Origin of the sequence: Zobellia russellii, assembly GCF_018728565.1 — a bacterium.
GTDB classification, from domain to species: domain Bacteria; phylum Bacteroidota; class Bacteroidia; order Flavobacteriales; family Flavobacteriaceae; genus Zobellia; species Zobellia russellii.
This window is the reverse complement of sequence record NZ_JACSOI010000007.1, coordinates 151,400-175,569: the sequence shown is the minus strand read 5'-3', so window position 1 is coordinate 175,569 and position 24,170 is coordinate 151,400. Positions and strand designations below refer to the sequence as shown.

Sequence of the window (24,170 nt, the reverse complement as noted above, 5' to 3'; positions counted from 1 at the left end):
TGTCCTATTCATTTTTTACAAATAACATAGACTAGAAACATTATGGCTCACAGTATAAAACCAGGTGTCGCAACAGGTGACGAAGTACAAGCAATCTTTAACTATGCCAAAGAAAAAGGGTTTGCCCTTCCAGCAGTAAACGTTATTGGTTCTGACACGATTAACGGTGTTCTAGAAACAGCAGCAAGCCTAAATGCTCCCGTAATCATTCAATTTTCAAACGGAGGTGCCCAGTTCAACGCAGGTAAAGGCTTATCCAATGACGGCCAAAAAGCAGCTATTCTTGGTGCTGTAGCAGGAGCAAAACACGTTCATCAATTGGCCGAAGCCTATGGTGCTACCGTAATTCTCCACACAGACCACTGTGCAAAGAAATTATTGCCTTGGATAGACGGACTTTTAGATGCCAGTGAAAAGCATTTTGCCGAAACCGGTAAGTCTCTTTTCAGCTCACACATGATAGACCTTTCAGAAGAACCTCTTGAAGAGAATATTGAAATCTGTAAAGGATACCTAGAACGCATGAGCAAAATGAACATGACGTTAGAAATAGAACTTGGTATTACAGGTGGTGAAGAAGATGGTGTTGACAATTCAGATGTTGATGATTCTAAATTATATACACAACCAGAAGAAGTAGCTTATGCTTATGAAGAGTTATCAAAAGTAAGCCCAAAATTTACCATTGCAGCAGCTTTTGGAAACGTTCACGGTGTTTACAAGCCAGGTAACGTAAAACTGACTCCAAAAATTCTTAAAAACTCTCAAGAATACATTTCTGAAAAATATGGAGTAGAGCACAATCATATTGATTTTGTTTTTCACGGAGGTTCAGGTTCTACTGTCGAAGAAATTAGAGAAGGTATTAGCTACGGCGTAATTAAAATGAATATTGATACTGATTTACAGTATGCATTTTTAGCAGGTGTGCGTGATTACGTTCAAGACAATAAAGATTATCTTCAATCACAAATTGGTAACCCAAAAGGAGCTGACGAGCCAAATAAAAAGTTTTACGACCCAAGAGTTTGGTTACGTGAAGGTGAAAAATCTTTTGTAGAGCGACTAAAAAAGGCTTTTGAAGACTTAAACAATGTAAACACCTTATAGTAAATTGCATCCCCAAAACTAATTATGGAAGATATGACGGCTTGGTTCAGAAGAAAGGAAAAGGGAATACAGACAGCTACCGAAGAGAAAAAAGACACCCCAAAAGGGCTGTGGTACAAATCTCCTACGGGAAAAATTGTTGAATCAGAAGTACTTGCCAAAAATTTTTACGTAAGTCCTGAAGACGATTATCACGTTCGTATAGGCAGTAAAGAGTATTTTGAAATACTTTTTGATGATAACAAGTTCAGGGAACTGGATGCCAAATTAACATCTAAAGACCCTTTAAAGTTTGAGGATACCAAAAAATATTCTGAACGTTTAAAGGCCGCCCAGAAAAAAACCGGACTTAACGATGCCGTTAGAACCGGTTTTGGCAAATCCTTAGGCAAGGACGTTGTAATTTGCTGTATGGACTTTAACTTTATTGGAGGTTCTATGGGTAGTGTGGTAGGTGAGAAAATTGCACGAGGTATAGATTATGCTATAAAAAGAAAGGTCCCTTTTGTAATGATCTCAAAATCCGGTGGTGCCCGTATGATGGAAGCGGCCCTGTCTTTAATGCAATTGGCCAAAACATCGGCTAAGTTAGCGCAATTGGCAGAAGCCAAACTTCCTTATATATCACTTTGTACGGACCCAACTACGGGAGGTACAACGGCATCTTATGCCATGTTAGGAGACATAAACATCTCCGAACCTGGCGCTTTAATTGGTTTTGCCGGTCCTAGAGTTGTAAAAGAAGCTACAGGAAAAGATCTTCCTGACGGTTTCCAGACTGCAGAGTTCGTAAAAGAACATGGCTTTCTAGATTTCATCTCACATAGAAGGGACTTGAAAAAGAAAATCAATCTTTATATAGATTTAATTCAGAACAATCCTATTAGAAAGGAAAAAGCCTCCGCATGAAACCTTTAGTTTACGCACTAGTTTCATTTTGGTTTTTATGTTGTTCAACAGATAAGGAAAAAATGCTTGCCGCAGAATCTGACGCGGCAGGCATTTTATCTGAAACAGCAGGAGTAATTGCACTTAAGGTTACCGGAAACGAAAACTCCTATACTTTTAACACCACGGTACAAAGTCCGGATACAGGTTGCGAGCAATACGCAGACTGGTGGGAAGTTGTTGATCTAGAAGGAAACCTCATTTACCGGAGAATCCTTGCGCATAGCCATGTAGACGAGCAGCCCTTTTCTCGCTCGGGAACCAATATACCCCTAACAAAGAACACACAGGTTTACGTACGTGTGCATATCAATACCTTGGGTTATGCTTCTGCCGTACAAAAAGGCTCTGTTGAAAATGGCTTTATGCCAGCTCAACTAGACTCGGAATTTGCCAAAGAATTAGAAAAAGTAGAACCGCTTCCTACCGGTTGTGCCTTTTAAAGAACATATTGCACCTTCTCTTAAATATTATCAATAATAATTGTATATTTGCCGCTTGATTGAAAATCAGTCATATACATAAAAATCATTTAAAATAATATTGGAATGTATTTAACAAAAGAAGTAAAAGCCGAAATCTTTAAGAAATACGGCGGTAGCGCAGAGAACACAGGTTCTACTGAAGGTCAGATTGCATTGTTTACACACCGTATCAATCACCTAACTGGTCACTTAAAGAAAAACCACAAAGACTTTAACACAGAGCGTTCATTGGTAAAGCTCGTAGGTAAGAGAAGAAGCCTACTAGATTATATGATAAAGAATGATATTGTAAAGTATCGTGAGCTTATCAAAGAATTAGGTATTAGAAAATAAGTATTTACAAAGGGCTGAAATTTTCAGCCCTTTTTTATATATATTAGTCATCCTAAGTATTAGGATTTTTTACAAAAAGCTGCACCCAGTTTTTCATTGGTCAACACAACACAACAACTTCGGCCATAACACGCCGATAAGACCATTGTTTAACAATTCGCCGGCTGGCGTATTTAATTAAAATTTATGATTCCAAAAGTATTTAAAGAGGTCATAGACCTTGGTGACGGTAGGGAAATTTCTATCGAAACCGGAAAATTGGCAAAACAGGCCCACGGTTCTGTTGTTGTTCAATCAGGAAAATGTATGCTATTGTGTACTGTTGTTTCCAACTACAAACAAAGTGATGTTGACTTCCTTCCGTTAACGGTAGATTACCGCGAAAAATTTGCAGCTGCGGGACGTTACCCAGGTGGTTTCTTCAAAAGAGAAGCAAGACCTAGTGATGGTGAAGTATTGACAATGCGTTTGGTGGATCGTGTTTTACGTCCACTTTTCCCAAAAGATTATCATTCTGAAACTCAGGTGATGATTCAATTAATGTCTCATGATGATGAGGTAATGCCAGATGCAATGGCCGGTTTGGCTGCATCTGCGGCAATTCAATTATCGGATTTCCCGTTTGAATGCGCTATCTCGGAAGCAAGAGTTGCCCGTGTAAACGGTGAATTCGTTATAAACCCAACCAGAGCTCAACTAGCTGAATCTGACATTGATATGATGATCGGTGCTTCTGCTGATTCTGTTATGATGGTTGAAGGTGAGATGGACGAAATTTCTGAAGAAGAAATGACCGAAGCCATCAAATTTGCACACGAAGCTATTAAAGTACAATGTGCTGCTCAATTAAGGTTGGCCGAAGCTTTCGGTAAGAAAGACGTACGTGAATATGAGCCAGAAAGAGAAGATGAAGATCTGGCCAAGAAAATTCATGACATGGCATACGACAAGGTGTACGCCGTTGCCAAAGCAGGTTCTGCCAAACATGAAAGAAGCGCTGCCTTCTCCGAAATAAAAGAAGAAATCGTAGCTTCTTTCTCCGAAGAAGAACAAGCCGATTTTGGTGGTATGATTTCTAAATACTACAACAAAGCTGAAAAAGCTGCCGTTCGTGACCTTACCTTAAACGAAGGATTGCGTTTAGACGGTCGTAAGACAGATGAAATCAGACCTATCTGGTGTGAGGTAGATTACTTACCATCTACTCACGGTTCTGCCATATTTACACGTGGGGAAACTCAAGCATTGGCTACCGTAACATTAGGCACATCTAGAGATTCGAATAAAATAGATATGCCATCTTACGAAGGTGAGGAGAATTTCTATTTACATTATAACTTCCCTCCTTTTTCAACAGGTGAGGCAAGACCTATACGTGGTACCTCTCGTAGAGAAGTAGGGCACGGTAACTTGGCACAACGGGCATTAAAAGGAATGATTCCTGCAGATTGCCCTTATACGGTTCGTGTAGTATCAGAAGTATTGGAATCTAACGGTTCTTCTTCTATGGCTACCGTTTGTTCCGGTACAATGGCCCTAATGGATGCCGGTGTTCAACTGAAAAAACCAGTTTCAGGTATTGCCATGGGACTAATTACGGATACTGAATCTGGAAAGTACGCTGTATTATCGGATATTTTAGGTGATGAAGATCACTTAGGCGATATGGACTTTAAAGTAACCGGTACTGCCGATGGTATTACCGCTTGCCAAATGGATATTAAAGTAAAAGGTCTTTCTTACGAAATCTTGGTGAATGCCTTGAAACAAGCAAGAGACGGCCGTTTACATATTCTTGGAAAATTGACGGACACAATAGCTGCACCAAATGCAGATGTGAAGCCTCATTCTCCAAAAATGGTTACACGCACTATTCCTAACGAATTCATTGGTGCCCTGATCGGACCTGGTGGAAAAGTAATTCAGGAACTTCAGAAAGAGACGGATACTACAATTGTTATCAATGAAGACCCTGTTACCGAAGAAGGTATCGTTGAAATTTTGGGTACAGATCAAAACGGTATCGATGCTGTATTGGCAAAAATCGATTCGTTGATGTTCAAACCGGAAGTAGGTAGTGCTTACGAGGTAAAAGTTATCAAAATGCTAGATTTTGGTGCTGTTGTAGAATATGTTGATGCCCCAGGCAACGAAGTATTGTTACACGTATCCGAGCTGGCATGGGAAAGAACTGAAAATGTTTCCGATGTAGTAAACATGGGCGATGTTTTTGATGTAAAATACTTTGGTATAGATCCTAGAACCCGTAAGGAAAAAGTTTCTAGAAAAGCATTATTACCTAAGCCAGAAGGTTTTGTAGAAAGACCACCACGGAATGATAAAGATCGTGGCCGTGGTAGAGATGATAGACGAGGTGGTGGTAGAGATAACCGTGACCGTAAACCTAGAAGAGACTAATACTTCTAAAGTTTAACACACATTTTAAGCCTCAACTTGTTAAGTTGAGGCTTTTTTATGCGACTCATCTAAAAAATAAAGTTTTTTTAGCCCGTTTGTAACATTTCTGGCTTTTTTACGTATAAGTATATGCAGTCTATGCAAACTGAACCTAATTTATTTACATGAGACAGCTTAAAATTACAAAACAGGTCACCAATAGGGAGACCGCATCTTTGGACAAGTACTTGCAAGAAATAGGCAAAGTAGACTTGATTACAGCAGATGAAGAAGTAGAATTGGCACAACGCATCAAGGCAGGCGATCAGGTCGCTCTTGAAAAACTCACAAAGGCCAATCTTCGATTCGTTGTATCGGTAGCCAAGCAGTACCAAAACCAGGGACTTACTTTACCCGATTTAATTAACGAGGGTAACCTTGGCCTTATTAAGGCCGCACAACGTTTTGACGAAACAAGAGGATTTAAGTTTATTTCTTATGCCGTGTGGTGGATTCGTCAATCTATATTACAAGCTTTGGCAGAACAATCTCGTATTGTACGTTTGCCATTGAACAAAATTGGTTCGATCAATAAAATCAATAAGACTTTTGCCTTTCTTGAGCAAGCACACGAACGTATGCCTTCTCCTGAGGAAATTGCAAAAGAACTGGATATGACGGTTGAGGATGTAAAGCAATCACTTAAGAACTCCGGTCGTCATGTATCTATGGATGCTCCATTGATCGATGGTGAAGATTCTAACCTTTATGATGTACTTCGTAGTGGAGAATCTCCAAACCCGGACAAAGAGTTGTTGCATGAATCTTTGCGTACCGAGATTGAGCGCGCATTGGAAACCTTAACACCTAGAGAAGCAGACGTAATCCGTTTGTACTTTGGTCTGGCAGGACAACACTCCATGACCCTTGAAGAAATTGGTGAGACTTTTGACCTTACAAGAGAAAGAGTTCGCCAGATTAAGGAAAAGGCTATTAGAAGATTAAAACACACTTCTAGAAGTAAAATCCTTAAAACGTATTTGGGCTAATAGCCCTAAAATTACACGTTAAATAATCCTTAAATTGGAAATTTGGCATATATATTGTAATTTTAATACTGACAACAGTTTATCATGACTGTTCGTTTTTTGATTGATGAATAAACTCCGGCTGATTACCGGAGTTTTTTCATTTATAACAGACCCTCAAAATCTTTTAAAACCCCTATATTTAAAGGGTTCATTTAAAATAACGTACGCAACACTTTACTATGGAATCTGACAAAAAAACACCCAACACCCAACCTAACAACCCGTTACACGGTGTAAAATTAGTGGACATTTTGGAACAGTTGACTGAAAAGTACACTTGGGAAGAATTGGCAGACCGTATAAATATTAATTGTTTTAAAAGTAATCCTACCATCAAATCTTCGCTTAAATTTTTAAGGCGTACACCATGGGCAAGAACCAAGGTAGAACAGCTATATTTGAAATCTTTTCACAAATAGATTAGATTATGCCATTCAACATTGTTCTTGTAGAACCAGAAATACCCAACAATACCGGAAATATTGGCAGACTTGCGCTGGCAACGGGCTCTACACTTCATCTTGTAAAACCTTTTGGATTTGAATTGGATGACAAACGTGTAAAACGGGCCGGTCTTGACTATTGGCAACATTTAGATTTATGTATTTACGAAAGTCTTGAAGATTTTTTATCCGAACACGGCAACAAAAATTTGGCACTATTTTCAAGTCATGGTGCGGAAAATCATTGGTCTATACCTTTTGAAGACGGGCAGTTTCTTGTTTTTGGCAAAGAGTCGGTAGGTTTGCCCTCTTCCCTACTCTCCTTGTATGAAAATGATATCTATAAAATTCCCCTTTATAGCAACCATGTACGTAGTCTAAATTTGGCCAATGCCGTGGGTATTGCAGTTTATGAAGGGTTGAAACACTTACTGTAAAACCAACATTCATTGGGGAACCGAAACATAATTCCCCAATAGACCTTGTTAAAAGCCTATATTTTTATAAAAAAACGCTTAAATTGGTGGTAACCGCTCGTTTCTATATAAAAACATAACCGCTCTATGAAAAATTCTGTCCTTTACAACTTTATCTCAGGTCTACCCAAAACAGAATTACACTTACATATTGAGGGTACTTTTGAGCCGGAGCTCATGTTTAAGATTGCAAAGAGAAACAACCTTAAGATCAAATATGCCAACGTAGATGAAGTTAAAAAAGCATATAGTTTCAACAACCTGCAAGAGTTCTTGGATATCTACTATGCAGGAGCATCGGTATTGCTTAAGGAAGAAGATTTTTACGATCTTACTTGGGCCTATTTAACAAAAGTTCATGAGCAAAATGTTAAGCACGTAGAAATATTTTTTGACCCTCAGACCCATACTGATCGTAATGTTCCTTTTGACTACGTTTTAAATGGTATTTACAGTGCTCTAGAAGATGGTCAAGAAAAACTGGGCATCAGCTTTAAGTTAATTATGAGTTTTTTAAGGCATCTAGATGAAGCATCGGCCTTTAAAACTCTAGAACAAGCTTTACCCCATAAAGACAAAATTGTAGCGGTTGGACTAGATTCCTCTGAAGTAGGCAATCCGCCTTCAAAATTCAAAAACGTCTTTCAAAAGGCCCTTGAAGAAGGATTTTTAACCGTTGCCCATGCAGGTGAAGAAGGTCCATCCGAATATATATGGGAAGCACTGGATTTGCTTAAGGTTACACGTATAGACCACGGCAATCGCTGTCTGGACGACCCTAAGCTATTACAGAGGTTAGCCCAAGAACAAATGCCCCTTACCCTTTGTCCTCTATCAAATTTGGAACTTAAAGTAATTCAAGATTTAAAGGAATATCCGCTGCTTACAATGATGGAGCACAACCTCTTGGTTACCATCCACTCAGATGACCCAGCCTATTTTGGTGGATATATGAACGAAAATTTCTGGGGCGTAGCCAATGCCTTAAACCTTTCTAAATCTCAAATCGCGGAATTGGCAAAAAACGGATTTAAAGCTAGTTGGTTGTCCAATCAGAAAAAACAGGAGTTCATTAAAGAAATTGACCTCTACTTACAAAACCATTAGCCGCTATTCTTATAAGTAGACGTCTTTTGCCCATATGCGTTACCCCGTACAATCACAATTCATTACTTTTGTATAAATTGTATTTAACTGACACAAAATGAGCAAAACAAAAATTGCACCGTCCCTTTTGGCTGCCGACTTTGGCAACTTGCAGCGTGATATAGAAATGGTTAACAATAGTGATGCAGATTGGCACCATATTGATGTAATGGATGGTGTTTTTGTACCCAATATATCGTACGGTATGCCTGTGGTCAAAACTATTGCCGAGCACGCTACAAAACCATTGGATGTGCATTTAATGATTGTTGACCCTGACCGTTATATCAAAACTTTTGCGGAGTTGGGTGCCACACATCTAACCGTTCATTATGAAGCCTGCACACATTTACACAGAACTATACAGGCCATCAAGGCTGAGGGCATGAAAGCCGGAGTTGCTTTAAACCCACATACCAATGTTAACCTGCTCAAAAATGTTATCAAGGATATAGACATTGCCCTTATCATGAGTGTAAACCCTGGTTTTGGCGGACAAAGCTTTATTGAGAATACTTACGAGAAAGTTTACAACCTTAAGGAATTGATAAAAGAGTCCGATGCTTCTACATTAATAGAGGTTGATGGCGGGGTAAATTCTAAAAATGCCAAAGCCCTGATCAAGGCCGGTGCCGATATTTTAGTTGCGGGCAGCTTTATTTTTAAGACCGAAGACCCAATAAAAACAATTCAAGAACTTAAAAAATCTACCGATAGATGGAGCATTTTCGAGTTGTAATTATAGGAGGAGGACCTATTGGAATTGCATGTGGACTTGAAGCCAAGAAAAAAGGATTGAGCTATGTTATTTTGGAAAAGGGGCCTATTGTAAATTCCCTTTTTAATTATCCGCAGAACATGCAGTTCTTTTCTTCTTCGGAAAAATTGGAAATAGACAACATTCCTTTTATAAGCACCGAAGCAAAACCCAAACGTAACGAAGCCCTAGAATACTATAGGAGAATCGTTACTTCTAACGAGCTTAATATTAGGCTTTTTGAAAAGGTAGATAAGGTTGAAAAGACTGAAAATGGTTTTTCAATAGCATCTAACAAGAATAGCTATACAGCGGACAAGGTAATCGTGGCCACAGGTTTTTATGATTTACCAAATAAGCTTAATATACCTGGCGAGGACCTTCCTAAAATAGCACATTACTATGACGATCCACATTTTTACGCCAGTCAAAAACTGGCCGTTGTAGGCGCCAGTAATTCTGCTATTGACGCTGCTTTGGAGTGCTGGCGAAAAGGTGCTGAAGTAACTTTGGTGATAAGAGGAGATGAAGTAGGGCCTCGGGTAAAATATTGGGTGAGACCGGATATTATAAACCGCATAGAAGAAGGCAGCATAAAAGCGTATTACAATTCTACGCTAAAAGAAGTGCGCCAGAATGAAATTGTTGTTGATACCCCAAAAGGTGCCATAACACTAGATAATGACTTTGTTCTAGCTTTAACCGGCTATATGCCCAATTTTAATTTCTTGACCCAGATGGGAATTGCACTCTCTGACGATGATAAAAAATTGCCGCAATATGACCCTGAAACTATGGAAACCAATGTATCGGGAATTTTTTTGGCCGGTGTAATCTGTGGTGGTATGGAAACCCATAAATGGTTCATAGAAAATTCAAGGATACATGCTAAAATAATTATCGCATCCATTCTTAAAGAAAAAGAGGTTAGCAAAGTTTAAAATTTACATACCCCCGTTTTCAGGGGGTATTATTTCACTGTTACGGGTATAGTTCTTAGAGGTACAAACCATGAAATTTGTACCAACCAAGAACCTGAACAATGAAATACATTTATCCAAAATTGCTTTTCGTCTGTCTATCCGTAGCTATCTATTGCAACAATAAATCCCAAAAAAGAGACCAGCTTTCCAACTTGGAGCATACCAATCATTATTCTTTGTTGGTCCAAAGGGGTGCGTTTCATTTTGATTCGTTCAAAATTGTAAAAAATAAAATTTCCCACATTCCGGGAATTTCGTCCAATTTTGAAACCGCTACCTATAATAAAAACAGCCAAAGCTTTTTAGATACGTTGCAAACCTTAGGTTTTTTCAAAAAAATAGAGGCAAAAGGCTTTTGGGACCTAAAGCCCCATTACGGTTCAGAAACTTCATGTAACAGTCAACTTATTGTTACCCTGACCTCCAACGGAAAATCAAAAACCGTAATTTGCGATGATTACCAAACCAATTGCCCTGACCTCATAAAATATATAGAGAAAAAAGTTGTTGAATTGGAAGGAAACGATTTAAAACGGATTAACCTACCAGGATAAAACCATACCACTGAAAACAAAACGTAAATTTCACACCATAAAAGCCCTAAGCCTTTTAAACCTATTAGGCCTACTGCTTTTATGTGGTACACCAAACCTCTACGCCCAAAAACACAGTGTAGATTCTAGCGATGCCAATACGCAACAGCGCATTACGTTTTCCACCATTCCAAATAACAGGGAGGCATCATTAGAACCCTACTACAAAGCCTTAAAAAATGCCGATTTCGGGAGTCAGCGGTTCTCCGTATTTGAACAACTAGCAGAATTACACATCCAAAAAGGAAATACAGATTCTATCCTACATTATGGCAACCTCTATATAAAGGAATTGGGCAACTGGGACAAACCGAAAACCAACAAACAGTTGCATTATGCCAAAGCCCATTACTTTTTAGGCATTGGCAGCCATTTTAATGGTCTCTTGGACAAATCTATAGAATGGCATATTAAAGGCCTGCAAGATGCAGAAGCCTGCAATTCAGATGAGCTTCAGTACAAGAACAAAATAGGTCTTGCCCATAATTATATTATAAAATCAGAAAGTGACAAAGCCCTTGAGGTACTCACCAAAGCTATTTTAGATTTTGGCACTACGTTTCCGGACCTGACCATGCAAGCAATTATTTATATGGGTAATGCACACTTGGTAAAAGGGGAATTTGAATTGGCCAAAACTCAGTTTGATGAAGCTCTGCGCATGGCTACAGATTTTAAAAATTTTGAAAAGGAACTTACCGTAAAGTTAGAACTCGCCAAATTAGCGGAAGCACAAGAAAATTATGAAAAGGCATTTCAGGACTATGAATCCATCCGAAACCAGGCCTTGACAAACGGATTTACCGCCATTTATTTTAAAGGCTCTTTACGCTTGGCCAAGCTCTGCTATAAAGAGGAAAAATATGAAATGGCCAACATTGCCTTAAGTTTCGCCTATATAAACGCTATTGACCGCGAGAATTTACAATTCCAAAAAGAAGCTCTAGTAATACAGGCCAGAAGTTTTGCCAAATTAGAGGACTACAAAAATGCCTATGCCGTAATGACCCAACTGTTTGGTGTCAACGACCAAATCAACAGCAAGCAACAGCGAGAAATTATTAAAGAACTGGAGATACAATACGAAACCCTAGAAAAGGAAAAGGCCATTTCTTCTTTAGAGGAGGAACAAATTGCGAAGAACGCTGAACTGGAACGACAGAAAACCATTAAAAATGCCTTTCTAATTGGCTTCCTGATCATATTGATTCCCATAATAGCTTTGCTGTATGTGTATTACCAAAAAATTCAGACCCAGAGCGAACTTTCCAAAAAACAAGAAGAAATAAACCTTCAGAAAGTAGCGTCCTTAAAACAAAAGCAAGAACTGGACCTGATCAAAGCCTCAATGGAAGGACAAGATGAAGAACGAAAAAGAATTGCCCAAGAGCTACACGATAGTATTGGCGGAAATCTTGCAGGAATTAAGCTTCAGGTATCTACCATGACATCGGAGTCCAGCAAATGGAAAGAAATAAACGGTCAATTAGACGAGACCTATCAACTGGTAAGAGATATATCACACACCCTTATTCCCAAGAAATTTAAACAACACGCTTTCTCGGATTTAATCAGAGAGTACATTGCATCAATTTCAAGAAGCGGAAAATTAAAAATAGGTTTTCATCCACACCCGGAGATTGATGTAAACGGATTGGACGAAAAAATTCAAATGGAGCTTTATAAGGTCATTCAGGAGTTAATGACCAATACGTTAAAACATGCCCAGGCGAGCACCGTAGATATACATTTAAACCTACTTAACGCAGAGCTATCCTTACTTTTTGAAGACAACGGAAAAGGATTTGACGCTTCCGAAATAAAAGAAGGAATAGGTTTTCAAAATATTCGCAGTAGAATCAAGGAACTGAACGGTTCGCTCCATATAGACGCTTCTAAAAATAGGGGTAGCGTAATCTCTATAGAAATCCCTTTAAAAAACTCATCTCATGAAATATAACCTCATCATTGCCGATGATCATAAAATGTTCATAGACGGACTACTAAGCATATTGAACGACGCTCCGGAATTCTCGGTTTCAACAACGGCCAAAAACGGGGCACAGGTCATCAAATATCTGGATATTAACGGTACAAAAGACCTTCATCTTTTGATTACCGACCTCAGCATGCCCGAAATGGACGGTATTGAACTTAACCGTACCGTTAAAGAAAAGTACCCCACCTTAAAGACATTGATCGTAAGTATGCATATTGATGGTGGTATGATCGAGAAACTCATCCAAAACAATGTAGACGGTTATGTTCCAAAAAACGCCGAAAAAGATGAGCTCCTAACCGCTATGCGAACCATAGTAAAGGGCGAAAAGTATTTCTCTCAAGAAATTAAACGCGCCTACACGGATGCTATGTTCGAAAACAAAAAACAGGAGGAGGTTCACCTTACGGACCGTGAAAAGGAAGTGCTAAAACTCATTGCCAATGAATATACCACTCAAGAAATTGCGGACGAACTATTCCTGAGCAAACACACCATAGAGAGCTACCGCAAAAATCTCATTTCTAAATTAGAAGTGAAAAATTTAGCCGGGCTCACCAAACACGCCATTAAAATTGGACTCCTGGATTCTTGATTAAACAAAGAGCAAAATAAGGGTAAGCACCAGACCGCCAAGAGCAAAGTAAATGCCCTTCTTAAATATGGGTGCACTAGGGCGAAACATCCAAAAAGCGGATACCACAAAAAACAATAACGCAGCCCCAAAGAAGATATTTAGAAAATATAAAGGCTGGCTAGAAGTTGCCTTGTGTATTTTGGTCATCTTGTCTAAAACGAAGGGTAATTTTTTTTCGGTATAATTGGCCACCCCGGTTTTACTATCGTACGTACCTCCTTCAAAATGAACCATATTACCTTCTTCTTTTTGAAGTTTAAAATGCTTTATTTTTAGAGCCTTACCTACTTCATTGGCCTTTATATTTGGCTTTATAGTCTTCTCAACAGCTACTTCTTTCTTAAGAAAATCGGTATTTCTATAAATTAACACAATACCGCTAATTGCATACATGGCCATTATACCCGCTAGGAAAAAGCCTAGGTATCTGTGATAGGTACGCATTTTTTCTTCAGTTTTTCTTCCCATTTTTAAAAGTAGTTAGTTGATTTATCTTCGTCTTCCAGAATATTCCATGGCCTCTCCTTTACCAAAGCCATAGCTAAAGCCAAATGTAATAAACCTACCTCTTTGTCTCCGGTTATAACTTGAAAAAGTTTCCTGAAAAGTTTCGGACTCTTCTATACGTGAAGCAAATAAATCCCTGATGCCTAAATTTACGACTCCCTTACCCTTTAAAATTTTCTTACGCGCTCCAAGATCCAAGAATACGTTTTCGCTGGTCTTTCCCTGCACTGTTTCATAACTACTTTGATAATTGCCCGTTGTCTCAAAATCAACATCTGCAGGCAGTTTAATTTTGGTCATAAGCTTAGCGGACCACCTATCCGCATCAAAATCGAACACCTGAGTACCCAGACTGCCGTCCCTAACAAACTTGTTATAGTTTAAGTCTGTAGTAACGGTAAACCATTTAGCCGGACTATACTTTCCATTGAACTCAAGACCTGTGGCTTTATTGGTCCCTATGTTCTCCGGTTTACTGATTTTTACGTCATCTTCAAAAGTAAAAATGCTCTCGATCACCTCTGTAGTGTAGCGATGGTAAATGCTAAAATTCAACGAGGCTTTTCCTAAAACATATATACTGGTCACTTCATACGAATCTGTAAATTCCGGTTGAAGATCCGGGTTACCTTGCCGGATATTAAAATTGTTCCTGATATTAAAGAAAGGGTTCAAATCCCACAGGCCCGGTCTATACACCCTTCTTGAGTATCCCGCCTGCATAGAAATCTTATCGTTAAACTTGTAAGAAGTATGTGCACTTGGAAAAAGGTTGGTGTAATTCTGTTCGTTTCTTTCGTTGGTGTTTTTCAACAACGTATTCAGGTTGGTCTGCTCTGCCCTAACACCAGCTTTAACACCCCATTTTCCACCCTCATATGCGGCAGTACCGTACGCTGCCAACACCTTTTGATCATACTCAAAAACGTTGGTCAAATCAGGATTGGATTGGTAATCTCCGTTCACAAAATCATCTACTTCATAATCATTACTTACATCGTTCATAACATATTGACCACCCGCTTCCATAGTCCATTCTTCATTGAACGGACGGGTGTAATCTAACTTAAAAGTATACTCGGCCTCCTTAAACTCTGTACGTGTGCGCTGCAAGGCATCATTATCCTCTCCAGAAATAGTAACATCTTCAAAATCCGAAGACTGGTCTTTTCCGAAAAAATTACCCAAAGCACTGAATAAAAGGTCATGATCTTCATGATCCTTAAAGTCGCTTTTATATTGAAGTTCATATTGATATTTAGGGTTGGTAGCTTCGGTGGTTTCTGTACGTTCCCATTCGGAGACCAATTGGTTGCCGGCATCAGATGACTTAAAATTTGTATTGGATGGCTGGTCCTCTATTTCATAGGCAAAATTCCCCGAAAGCGTTACTACATTATTCTCGTTAATGTAATAATCCGTACCAAGGATAACATTATAAAACTCCTCGTTTCTAAACTCCTCACCTACTGAAGAAATAGCTGTACCGTCAACCAAATTCCGGTTAATATTCTCTACATCGTTAGGTAACTCCCTATATCCTGCACCCAACTGACTGAACAAATTAAAACGTTCCGTGCGGCGATTGAGACTTAATCCAAAACTATGATTGTCCGGCGAACCTGTATTTAAGCTAATAGAGCCATTAAGCCCCTCGCGTTCTTCTTTCTTTATGACGATGTTGATAATTCCGGATGTACCCTCTGCATCATATTTTGCGGATGGGTTGGTAATGACCTCTACCCTTTCTATCATATCCGAAGTAATCGTACCCAAGGCATTCCCGCCTTCTCCCGTAAGAATTGAAGGTTTACCGTTAATTAAAACTTGCACACCTTGGCTACCGCGCAAGCTAATTTGGCCTTCTATGTTTACGTTTACAGAAGGCACGTTATTCAGCACTTCTAAAGCGCTTGCCCCGGTACTACTAATATCCTTACCTACGTTGAATACACGTTTATCCAACTTAAACTGTGTTCTAGAAACCTCGCCCTCCACTACCACTTCGGAAAGTTGTTGGGCGTCTTGATTTAACTGAACCACACCCAGCTCAATTTTTCCGTTGGCGGGCACGAGATTATCAAAACGCTTCTTCTCAAAGCCGATAAAACTAATTTCTACGAAAAAGTCCTGAGCATCTGTTTTTATACTAAAACTACCATCATCTAAAGTAGTGGTGCCGGTAATTCCTTTTTGAGTAGCCTTTTCCCCTATAAGTACCGTGGCAAATGCCACCGGTTGTTTACTTCCTGTTTCCACTACCGTACCGGTAATCTCCGTTTCTCCGTTTTGGGACAAGCCCCATTCCGAAATCATTACGATACAAGCGAACACAAAAAATGTGCGGGTAATTTTCAAATTCATGGTCTAAGTTGTTTGGAACATAAAAATGCGCAAAAAAATCATCCAACGAAACTTAGAAACTGCTATTTAACAATTTTAACAATATTGCATGAGCCTGATAAACACTATAAATATCAAGAATTTGAACCATATCTCTAATCCCATTTCATGTTCTGTAAACGAACTGCATTTAAAATTGCCAATAATGCGACCCCTACATCTGCAAAAACGGCTTCCCACATGGTAGCCATACCACCAGCACCGAGAATCATGACCAAGGCTTTGACCCCAAATGCAAGACCAATATTCTGCCAGACTATTTTTCTCGTAGACTTCCCTATTTTTATGGCCTGTGCTACTTTGGCCGGCTCATCGGTCTGAATGATAATGTCTGCGGTCTCAATGGCCACATCACTTCCCAAACCGCCCATAGCAATACCAACATCGCTTGCGGCCAGTACCGGAGCATCGTTTATTCCATCACCAATAAAAGCCACTTTTGTTCCGGAGACACGCTTTAGGTTTTCAACTTCGTTGAGTTTATCCTCTGGTAGAAGTCCGCCCTTTGCCCAATCTACGCGCAGTTCGTTTGCCACTTTTTGCGTAATGGCATCCTTATCTCCGGACAACATTACAATTTTTGACACTCCAGTTTTCCGTATACGCTCAACAGCAGCCCCAGCACCCTCTTTAAGTGCATCGGAAATAACAACATAACCCACAAACTTTCTATCAACAGCAACCATTACTACACTTTCTACAATACCCTTCGTCTCTTTTGGAACTGATATTCCATTAGCAACCATTAGTGCCCTATTTCCAGCTAAAACGGATTTACCGGCTACCGTACCTGCTAAGCCTTTACCAGCAATTTCAAATACATCTTTTGCTTTACTGGTTGCTCCTTCCTCCTTATACTCCAGAATGGCCTTTGCTATGGGATGGGTAGATTGTGCTTCAATGGCCATGAGATACTCCATAAAATCTTTTTCGGTTAAGGACGCACCAGATTCCTGAGCATTAGCCTGTAAAACAATTTCCTTAATTTGGAACACGCCCTTAGTTACAGTTCCCGTTTTGTCCATAGCCAAAGTGTTGACTTTGGTAATGGTATCCAGAAAAGAAGCGCCTTTGAACAAAATACCGTTGCGGGAAGCAGCCCCCAGTCCCCCAAAATATCCTAAAGGAATAGAAATTACCAAGGCACAGGGACAAGAAATTACCAAGAAAATTAAAGCTCGGTACAACCAATCCCTAAAAATATATTCCTCCACAAAGAAGTAAGGTAGCAGGGTTACACCAATAGCCAAGAAAACCACAATTGGAGTATAAATTCTAGCAAACTTCCGGATGAAAAGTTCTGTTTTTGATTTGCGAGCAGTGGCATTCTGCACCATATCCAAAATACGGGCAATGGAGCTATCCTTAAATTCTTTGGTTACCTCAACTTCAATAACCCCATCCAGATTGATGCTTCCTGCAAATACTTTCTCAGTCTCAACTATACTTGACGGTTTACTTTCCCCAGAAATTGCCGCAGTATTCAAACTGGCCCTAGCTGACAACAATTTACCGTCTAACGGAACTTTTTCACCCACGAGAACTTGAATATGCTCGCCAATTTCTACAGCCTCCGGAGCTACTGAAACAAATATACCATCACGAAGAACCATCGCCGATTTAGGCCTCACATCCAATAACGCCTTAATATTTCCTCTGGCCTTTGTTACCGCGGAATGTTGAAACAGTTCTCCCACCGCATAAAAAAGCATCACCGCCACTCCTTCCGGATATTCCCCTATAGCGAAGGCACCAACCGTTGCAATGGTCATCAATAGAAATTCGGTAAAAAAATCTCCGTTCACAATGCTCTTCCAGCCCTGTTTCATTACTGGAAGCCCCACTGGCACATAAGCAATACCGTACCAAACTATACGCACCCAATCGGCAAAGAAAGGCACGTTAAAAACATCCAGAGCAATACCTGACACCAATAAGACAAAGCTAATACCAGCTGGAAGATATGGAGAAAACTTAGTGGGCTTTTCACTTTCGCAACTACCACAACAACTCCCACAATCGCCATTAGCAGCTTCATCTGAATGTTGATGAGTATCTATATCCTGAAGGTTGACCTTCTTCTTTTTCATGATTTTTTCAAAATTGTAAATTCTTAAATACACTCCTTCACCTGAGCGGCACATACCTTAAATAAACACGAATACCAGTAAAATAAGGACCTCGAACACAAAAATTATTAAGCGAAACGAGTTCATTAACCATGCTATTGGCTTAGTGGCTATGTTCCACTTCTCCTTTTTTCAACTCCGCCATTAAATAGTATGCATTATTGAAAGCAAACTTGGAACTATTGGCCATTGGAGCCAAAAAATTGACTGCCACCCAACCATCATCTTCAGTACCTAAAGTTACTTCATGTGGAACAAAACGAAACGCATCTGCCTCTTTTTCTACAGTAAAAACAAAGGTTTTATCTCCGTCTTTGGCAATAGCAATTTCGGGAACGGCTTTTACCTCATTAACGGCTATCTGGATTCTCCCTTTTATATACATCCCGGGAATTAGGTTTCCCTCCTTATTTTCTATTTCTGCATGTACATGTAAGGCCTTGGGACTTTGTTCAAAGGTTTTTCCAATAGAATAAATCTCTGCCGCAAACTCTTTTTCTCCTAATGATTGTACAAAGAACTTCACGCTCTGCCCCTCCTGTATCTTAAAAACATCCTTCTCAAAAACCATGAGATCGGCATGCACATGATGAGTGTCCACTACTTGAAACAGGTCCGTTTGGGGGTCTACATATTGTCCCGTTTTTACCTCCACCTTTTGCACATGGCCTTCAATAGGGCTACGCAATGCCACACGCTGGTAAATAGTTCCTTTTTCTACTCCGCCTGCGTTTATATTCAACTGCCGTAATTGAGCCGCCAAACCTTTGACCCTACCTTGCGATGCTTGATATTGGGCTTGCGCTTTCTGAAAATTCAACCCACTGCCCACACCGGCATCAAACAACTTTTTTTGTCGTTCATATTCCCCTTTCAAAAACTGACTATTACTAAAAGCATCCAAATAATCGGTCTGTTTTTGAATAATATTGGGGTGCGATAAGTAGGCCACCGCTTGACCTTTGGCAACTTTATCGCCCTCAATAACCTCAATGGACACCACATTTGCCCCTACCACCGAGGTTATTGTAGCTTCGTTCTGCGGAGGCACCTCCAATTGCCCGTTTGCCTCAACATAACCGCTCATATTTCGCATATGCAAAGTATCGGTCTGCATTTGCAAAGCTTCAAACTGCTGTTGGCTAAGCCTGACTTCCTGCTCTTCCTCTTTGTGACCTTCAGATTCCTCATGCCGGTGATTTTCTTCTGTGTTTTCTTTTGTCTTACTCTTGCCACATGACGTAACTGCAAGCATCAAAACGAAGAAGGCTAAAACTTTATATGTATATGGATGTTTCATGTTTATTGATTGAAATATTGTAATTCGTATATAGATTCTAGGTAATTGTCCAGCGCGTCCAGCGCGTCCATTTCGGTTTGTATGGCATCCCTAATAATCTGAGTGAAGCCCAAATAATCTATCGCGCCCTCTTTAAAGGCCAAAAGTGCCCCCTGGTGTTGCTGCTCGGCAAGCGGAAGTGCGTCGTTCTTATAGAAGGACCAAGACGTCTTCCATTTTTGATAAGAAACTAACGCTTGTTGATATTCAGACCTTAGCTGTTTCTGCTCAAAATCAGATTTCGTCTTTTCAATTTCGCTATGGATTTTAGCCGATTTTTTCCTGCTACGTGCCGTTCCCGAAAAAAATGGAACCGACACGCCGGCCTGATAACTATAAAAACCATCCGCTCCGTTCACTTTCTGAAGACCACCCTGCAAATTGAATTTAGGCAACAATTCCGCCTTTGCTGCTTTATAATCCGCCTGTGCTTCATCAATACGTTTTTGTGATAATTGATATTTAGGGTGGTTTTTCAAATTAGGTTGAACCTCAAATACCATGTCCATCTCATTACCCAAATCATCAGGAACAGAATAGAAAGTGTCAGAAGCCAACCAAAGGTTAAACCTTTGCAAGGCAATATCATAATCGGCCTGTGTTTGCTGGTATTTGTTCCTAATCTGTAAAGCCTGGTTTATAGCCGAAGTATATTCCAATTGGGAAATAGCCTCAACTTCATAGTTAAGTTCAATTGCCTTTTTGAACAGCCCATAGACGGAATCCAACTTTTTGTACAAGAGGTATCCTTTCTTCGCCTTATAGGCCTTTGCCCAAGCTTTCTTGACCTCCTGCTCTACCTGAAGTTCGGATAGGTTATATGCCGCTTTTGCCAGAGCAACCCGTTGTTGGTACAATTTTTTCTTCGCCCCAATCCCAAATAGGTCTATCTTTTGTTGCCCCAGACCTACCAAAGTATACACCCCACGGTCATCGGAAATTTCCTCACCTCCGCTAAACACCTGTGTAGTTCCCAAATCATAGATTTCGGCCTTTTGCACAGATTGTCTTTCTATTTCCAATTGTTCTGATTTCAGTAATGGATAATTTTGTTTGGCTGTCTCTACCGCTTTATCCAAGTAGATAACAGGTAAAGAAGCTTCCGTTTCTTGGGCCAATCCATTGAATGTCATCGCCATAAAACCAATAACAAGAAAGGCTGTTTTTAACGATGGATTCAATCTTAACTTTCGCTCTTCCCTATTTTCTACCCATTGATAAAAAATAGGAAGTATAAAGAGCGTTAATAATGTAGACGTCAACAAACCACCAATAACCACGGTTGCCAAAGGCCGCTGCACTTCCGCACCCGCCGAAGCCGAAATGGCCATGGGCAGGAAGCCTAAAATATCCGTAAAGGCCGTTAGCATGATAGGACGAATACGTCTTTTTGTGCCTTGAACAATCCGGTCTTTTAAATTAACAACTCCTTCTTCCTTCAACTCGTTCAATCCGGATATCATGACCAATCCGTTTAGAACTGCCACTCCAAAAAGCACAATAAAACCCACCCCGGCCGAAATACTAAAAGGCATATCCCGCAACCAAAGGGCAAAAACCCCGCCAATAGTCGCCATAGGAATTGCCAAGTAAATCATAATGGTCTGAGGAAGCGATTGCAAAGCAAAATAAATTAGGATAAAAATGAGCAGTAACGCAATAGGGACAACCACTTGCAATTTTGCACTTGCCCTTTCCAAATTTTCAAAAGCGCCCCCGTACCGTATAAAATAACCCGCAGGTAATTTAAATTCCGCATCTAGCTTTGCTTGTATTTCCTCAACAACAGATTTCACATCTCTATCCCTAATATTAATTCCCACATAAGTTCTGCGGTTGGTGTTGTCCCTACTTATCTGCATTGGGCCCGGTTCATAACTGATGGTCGCCAATTCACGAAGGGGAATCTGAGAGCCATCATCCAAGTTCACGAACAGATTTTGAACATCTTCAATACTGTTCCGGTTTTCTTCATGCATGCGCACTACTAAATCAAACCGCTTTTCGCCTTCAAAAATTACACCTGCCTTGCCGCCTGCAAATGCAGTCTGGATTAAACTATTTAGCTGATTGACGCTAACTCCGTATTGGGCCAATTTGCTACGGTTATAATGAATTGTAATTTGTGGCAGCCCGTTAGTGGCTTCGACCTTCATATCTGCCACACCGGGAATGTTGGCAATAAGTTTTCCCATTTCATCGGCCTTACTGGCCAACACCTCCATATCCTCACCAAAAATCTTAATGGCCACATCTTCACGAACTCCCGTAATCAGTTCATTGAAACGCATTTCTATGGGTTGGGTAAATTCATAATTCACTCCTGGCAGAATACTAATAGCTTCTTTGATTTCTTGTATTAATTCTGCTTTGCTTCGGCCGGACTCCCATTCAGTTTGCGGTTTCAAAATGGCAAAAATGTCCGCAATGTCCATAGGCATGGGGTCTGTGGGAACATCTGCAACACCAATCCTGCTTATGACACGTTCTACCTCAGGAAACTTAGCCTTTACGATTTGTTCTATTTTTGTAGTGGTTTCAATACTCTCGGACAAGGAACTACCTGGTTTTAAAATGGCATGAAAAGCAATATCGCCTTCATCCAGTTGCGGAATAAATTCGCCGCCCATGCGGGTAAAAGTGAATACCGCCAAAAGAAAGAGTACCACCGCACTAGTAATAATCAATCTGGACTTTGTCAACGATTTTAACAACAGAGGCTCGTAAGCCCTTTCTACCCCATGCACAAACCGGTCTCCGTAAGATGGTTTTTGAGATTTAGGAGCTCTTAAGAACCATGCCGAAATCATAGGCACATATGTGAGACACAAAATCATGGCCCCGATCATGGCAAAAATAAAGGTGAGTGCCATGGGCCGGAACATTTTTCCTTCTACCCCTTCCAAAGCCAAAATGGGCAGGAATACAATGAGAATTATCAACTGTCCAAAAAATGCGGCATTCATCATCTTTTTTGAGGCATTGGCTGAAATTTCATCGCGCGTTTCCGCAGTAACGGTTTTCTTTTTTACCACGTAGGAATACATCAGAAAGACCGTTCCCTCAACAATAATTACTGCACCATCTACAATAATTCCAAAGTCTATAGCGCCCAGACTCATGAGGTTTGCCCAGACATCAAAAAAGTTCATTAAAATAAAGGCGAATAAAAGCGATAAAGGAATAGTAGAGGCCACAATAAGACCACCACGCCAATTGCCCAATAAAAGAACCAATACAAAAATTACGATTAAACCACCTTCTAAAAGGTTGTTCCTTACCGTTCCAGTGGTCTCCGCAATCAGCTCGCTACGGTCAAGAAATGGTTTTATCTTGACACCCTCCGGTAAGGAATGCTGAATCTGTTCCATCCGTTGGATAACATTCTCGATTACCTCATTAGAATTAGCTCCCTTTAACATTAAAATCATGCCTCCTACCGCTTCTCCGGTACCATCTTTGGTTAGTGCCCCATAACGAACGGCACTACCCATACGAACCGTTCCTATATCCTTTATTTTAATGGGCACTCCGTTAACGGATTTGACCACCATATTCTCAATATCGGAAATGCTTCTGGCCAGACCTTCGCCTCTAATGAAATTGGCCTGATGATTACGCTCAATATAAGCACCACCTGTATTCTGGTTATTCCTTTCCAACGCTCTAAATACCTCAGAAATACTTATACCTATGGCCCGAAGCTCATCCGGGTCAACTGTTACCTCATATTGTTTTTGATTACCCCCAAATGCATTTACCTCTACCACACCAGGTACCATGGCCATTTGTCTGCGGATGATCCAATCTTGAAACGTACGCAGATCCGTTATGGAGTACTTGTCTTTATGTGCAGCATCTACTTCCAGTACATATTGATAAATTTCACTAAGCCCTGTGGAAATTGGCCCTATGAAAGGTTTACCAAAACCTGCGGGAATTTGTTCCTGTACTTCGGGTAGTTTTTCCGCTACCAGCTGCCTAGGGAGATAGGTTCCTACTTTGTCATTAAAAACTATGGTTACTACGGAAAGTCCAAACCGGGAAACGGAGCGTATTTCCTCTACATTGGGCAAATTGCTCATGGCCACCTCTACAGGATAGGTCACGAATTGTTCTATATCTTCCGTACCCAAATTGGGCGACTGCGTAATGACCTGTACCTGATTATTGGTAATATCAGGTACCGCATCTATAGGTACTTGGGTCATGCTCCAAACACCGACACCTATGAGTGCGAGCGTAAATAGACCCACAATAAATTTATTATGGATTGAAAAATCAATGATTCTATTGATCATATGGATTGCTATAATTCAGTTAGACAATGTCTGTTTCCGTCATGCTATAAACACAACAAAAACTAGGGTAATGAAATCCGAAACGGATTCTTT

At 40.1% G+C, this 24,170-nt stretch carries 19 protein-coding genes; 14 read left to right on the top strand and 5 right to left on the bottom strand.

All coding sequences use genetic code 11. From position 1 onward, the window contains the following. The first annotated feature begins 42 nt into the window (after positions 1–42). The 14 genes from fbaA (at position 43) to H9565_RS16455 (ending at position 13,356) form a co-directional block, all read left to right on the top strand. Positions 43–1,110, top strand: a complete 1,068-nt coding sequence (fbaA, locus tag H9565_RS16520) for a class II fructose-bisphosphate aldolase (RefSeq protein ID WP_215441290.1) — start codon at positions 43–45, stop codon at positions 1,108–1,110. Positions 1,111–1,143: 33 nt separating this feature from the next. Further along, entirely contained in the window at positions 1,144–2,019 is an 876-nt protein-coding gene (accD, locus tag H9565_RS16515; RefSeq protein WP_215441341.1) for an acetyl-CoA carboxylase, carboxyltransferase subunit beta, read from the top strand. Continuing rightward, entirely contained in the window at positions 2,016–2,501 is a 486-nt protein-coding gene (locus H9565_RS16510; protein ID WP_215441288.1) for a hypothetical protein, read from the top strand. The genes accD and H9565_RS16510 overlap by 4 nt, the downstream gene beginning before the upstream one ends. A 105-nt stretch (positions 2,502–2,606) precedes the next feature. Beyond that, the gene (gene rpsO, locus H9565_RS16505) at positions 2,607–2,876 is read left to right on the top strand and encodes a 30S ribosomal protein S15 (RefSeq protein WP_215441286.1); all 270 of its coding nucleotides are present in this window, start codon (positions 2,607–2,609) and stop codon (positions 2,874–2,876) included. A 186-nt stretch (positions 2,877–3,062) separates the two neighbouring features. Next, positions 3,063–5,294, top strand: a complete 2,232-nt coding sequence (locus H9565_RS16500; protein WP_215441284.1) for a polyribonucleotide nucleotidyltransferase — start codon at positions 3,063–3,065, stop codon at positions 5,292–5,294. A gap of 164 nt (positions 5,295–5,458) precedes the next feature. After that, on the top strand, positions 5,459–6,322 hold the full coding sequence (locus tag H9565_RS16495) for a sigma-70 family RNA polymerase sigma factor (protein WP_215441282.1): 864 nt from the start codon (positions 5,459–5,461) through the stop codon (positions 6,320–6,322). A 221-nt stretch (positions 6,323–6,543) separates the two neighbouring features. Next, the gene (locus H9565_RS16490) at positions 6,544–6,783 is read left to right on the top strand and encodes a VF530 family protein (RefSeq protein WP_215441280.1); all 240 of its coding nucleotides are present in this window, start codon (positions 6,544–6,546) and stop codon (positions 6,781–6,783) included. Positions 6,784–6,791: 8 nt separating this feature from the next. After that, on the top strand, positions 6,792–7,244 hold the full coding sequence (locus H9565_RS16485) for a tRNA (cytidine(34)-2'-O)-methyltransferase (RefSeq protein WP_215441278.1): 453 nt from the start codon (positions 6,792–6,794) through the stop codon (positions 7,242–7,244). Between the two features lie 126 nt (positions 7,245–7,370). Then, the gene (locus H9565_RS16480; RefSeq protein WP_215441276.1) at positions 7,371–8,390 is read left to right on the top strand and encodes an adenosine deaminase; all 1,020 of its coding nucleotides are present in this window, start codon (positions 7,371–7,373) and stop codon (positions 8,388–8,390) included. Between the two features lie 97 nt (positions 8,391–8,487). Beyond that, the gene (gene rpe / locus H9565_RS16475; RefSeq protein WP_215441274.1) at positions 8,488–9,168 is read left to right on the top strand and encodes a ribulose-phosphate 3-epimerase; all 681 of its coding nucleotides are present in this window, start codon (positions 8,488–8,490) and stop codon (positions 9,166–9,168) included. Beyond that, positions 9,147–10,127 (top strand): YpdA family putative bacillithiol disulfide reductase, encoded by a 981-nt coding sequence (locus tag H9565_RS16470; protein ID WP_215441272.1) that lies wholly within the window; start codon positions 9,147–9,149, stop codon positions 10,125–10,127. Before rpe ends, H9565_RS16470 begins: the two co-directional genes overlap by 22 nt. A gap of 101 nt (positions 10,128–10,228) precedes the next feature. Further along, positions 10,229–10,723 carry a hypothetical protein gene (locus H9565_RS16465; protein ID WP_215441270.1) on the top strand — a complete coding sequence of 165 codons (495 nt, stop codon included), beginning with the start codon at positions 10,229–10,231 and terminating at the stop codon, positions 10,721–10,723. Between the two features lie 331 nt (positions 10,724–11,054). Beyond that, complete coding sequence (locus tag H9565_RS16460; protein WP_246560730.1) at positions 11,055–12,722, top strand: tetratricopeptide repeat-containing sensor histidine kinase; 1,668 nt, start codon at positions 11,055–11,057, stop codon at positions 12,720–12,722. Beyond that, positions 12,712–13,356 carry a response regulator gene (locus H9565_RS16455; RefSeq protein WP_215441268.1) on the top strand — a complete coding sequence of 215 codons (645 nt, stop codon included), beginning with the start codon at positions 12,712–12,714 and terminating at the stop codon, positions 13,354–13,356. Before H9565_RS16460 ends, H9565_RS16455 begins: the two co-directional genes overlap by 11 nt. Here H9565_RS16455 and H9565_RS16450 read toward each other — a convergent pair whose 3' ends face one another. The 5 genes from H9565_RS16450 to H9565_RS16430 all read right to left on the bottom strand — a co-directional run bounded on the left by H9565_RS16450 (position 13,357) and on the right by H9565_RS16430 (position 24,077). Continuing rightward, complete coding sequence (locus H9565_RS16450) at positions 13,357–13,866, bottom strand: PepSY domain-containing protein (protein ID WP_215441266.1); 510 nt, start codon at positions 13,864–13,866, stop codon at positions 13,357–13,359. Between the two features lie 21 nt (positions 13,867–13,887). Continuing rightward, positions 13,888–16,269: an outer membrane beta-barrel family protein gene (locus H9565_RS16445; RefSeq protein ID WP_246560729.1), complete on the bottom strand. Its 2,382-nt coding sequence runs from the start codon at positions 16,267–16,269 to the stop codon at positions 13,888–13,890. A 134-nt stretch (positions 16,270–16,403) separates the two neighbouring features. Then, complete coding sequence (locus tag H9565_RS16440) at positions 16,404–18,398, bottom strand: heavy metal translocating P-type ATPase (RefSeq protein ID WP_215441264.1); 1,995 nt, start codon at positions 18,396–18,398, stop codon at positions 16,404–16,406. A gap of 142 nt (positions 18,399–18,540) precedes the next feature. Continuing rightward, positions 18,541–19,737: an efflux RND transporter periplasmic adaptor subunit gene (locus H9565_RS16435; RefSeq protein WP_215441263.1), complete on the bottom strand. Its 1,197-nt coding sequence runs from the start codon at positions 19,735–19,737 to the stop codon at positions 18,541–18,543. Between the two features lie 2 nt (positions 19,738–19,739). Continuing rightward, on the bottom strand, positions 19,740–24,077 hold the full coding sequence (locus H9565_RS16430) for a CusA/CzcA family heavy metal efflux RND transporter (protein ID WP_215441261.1): 4,338 nt from the start codon (positions 24,075–24,077) through the stop codon (positions 19,740–19,742). Positions 24,078–24,170 lie beyond the last annotated feature (93 nt).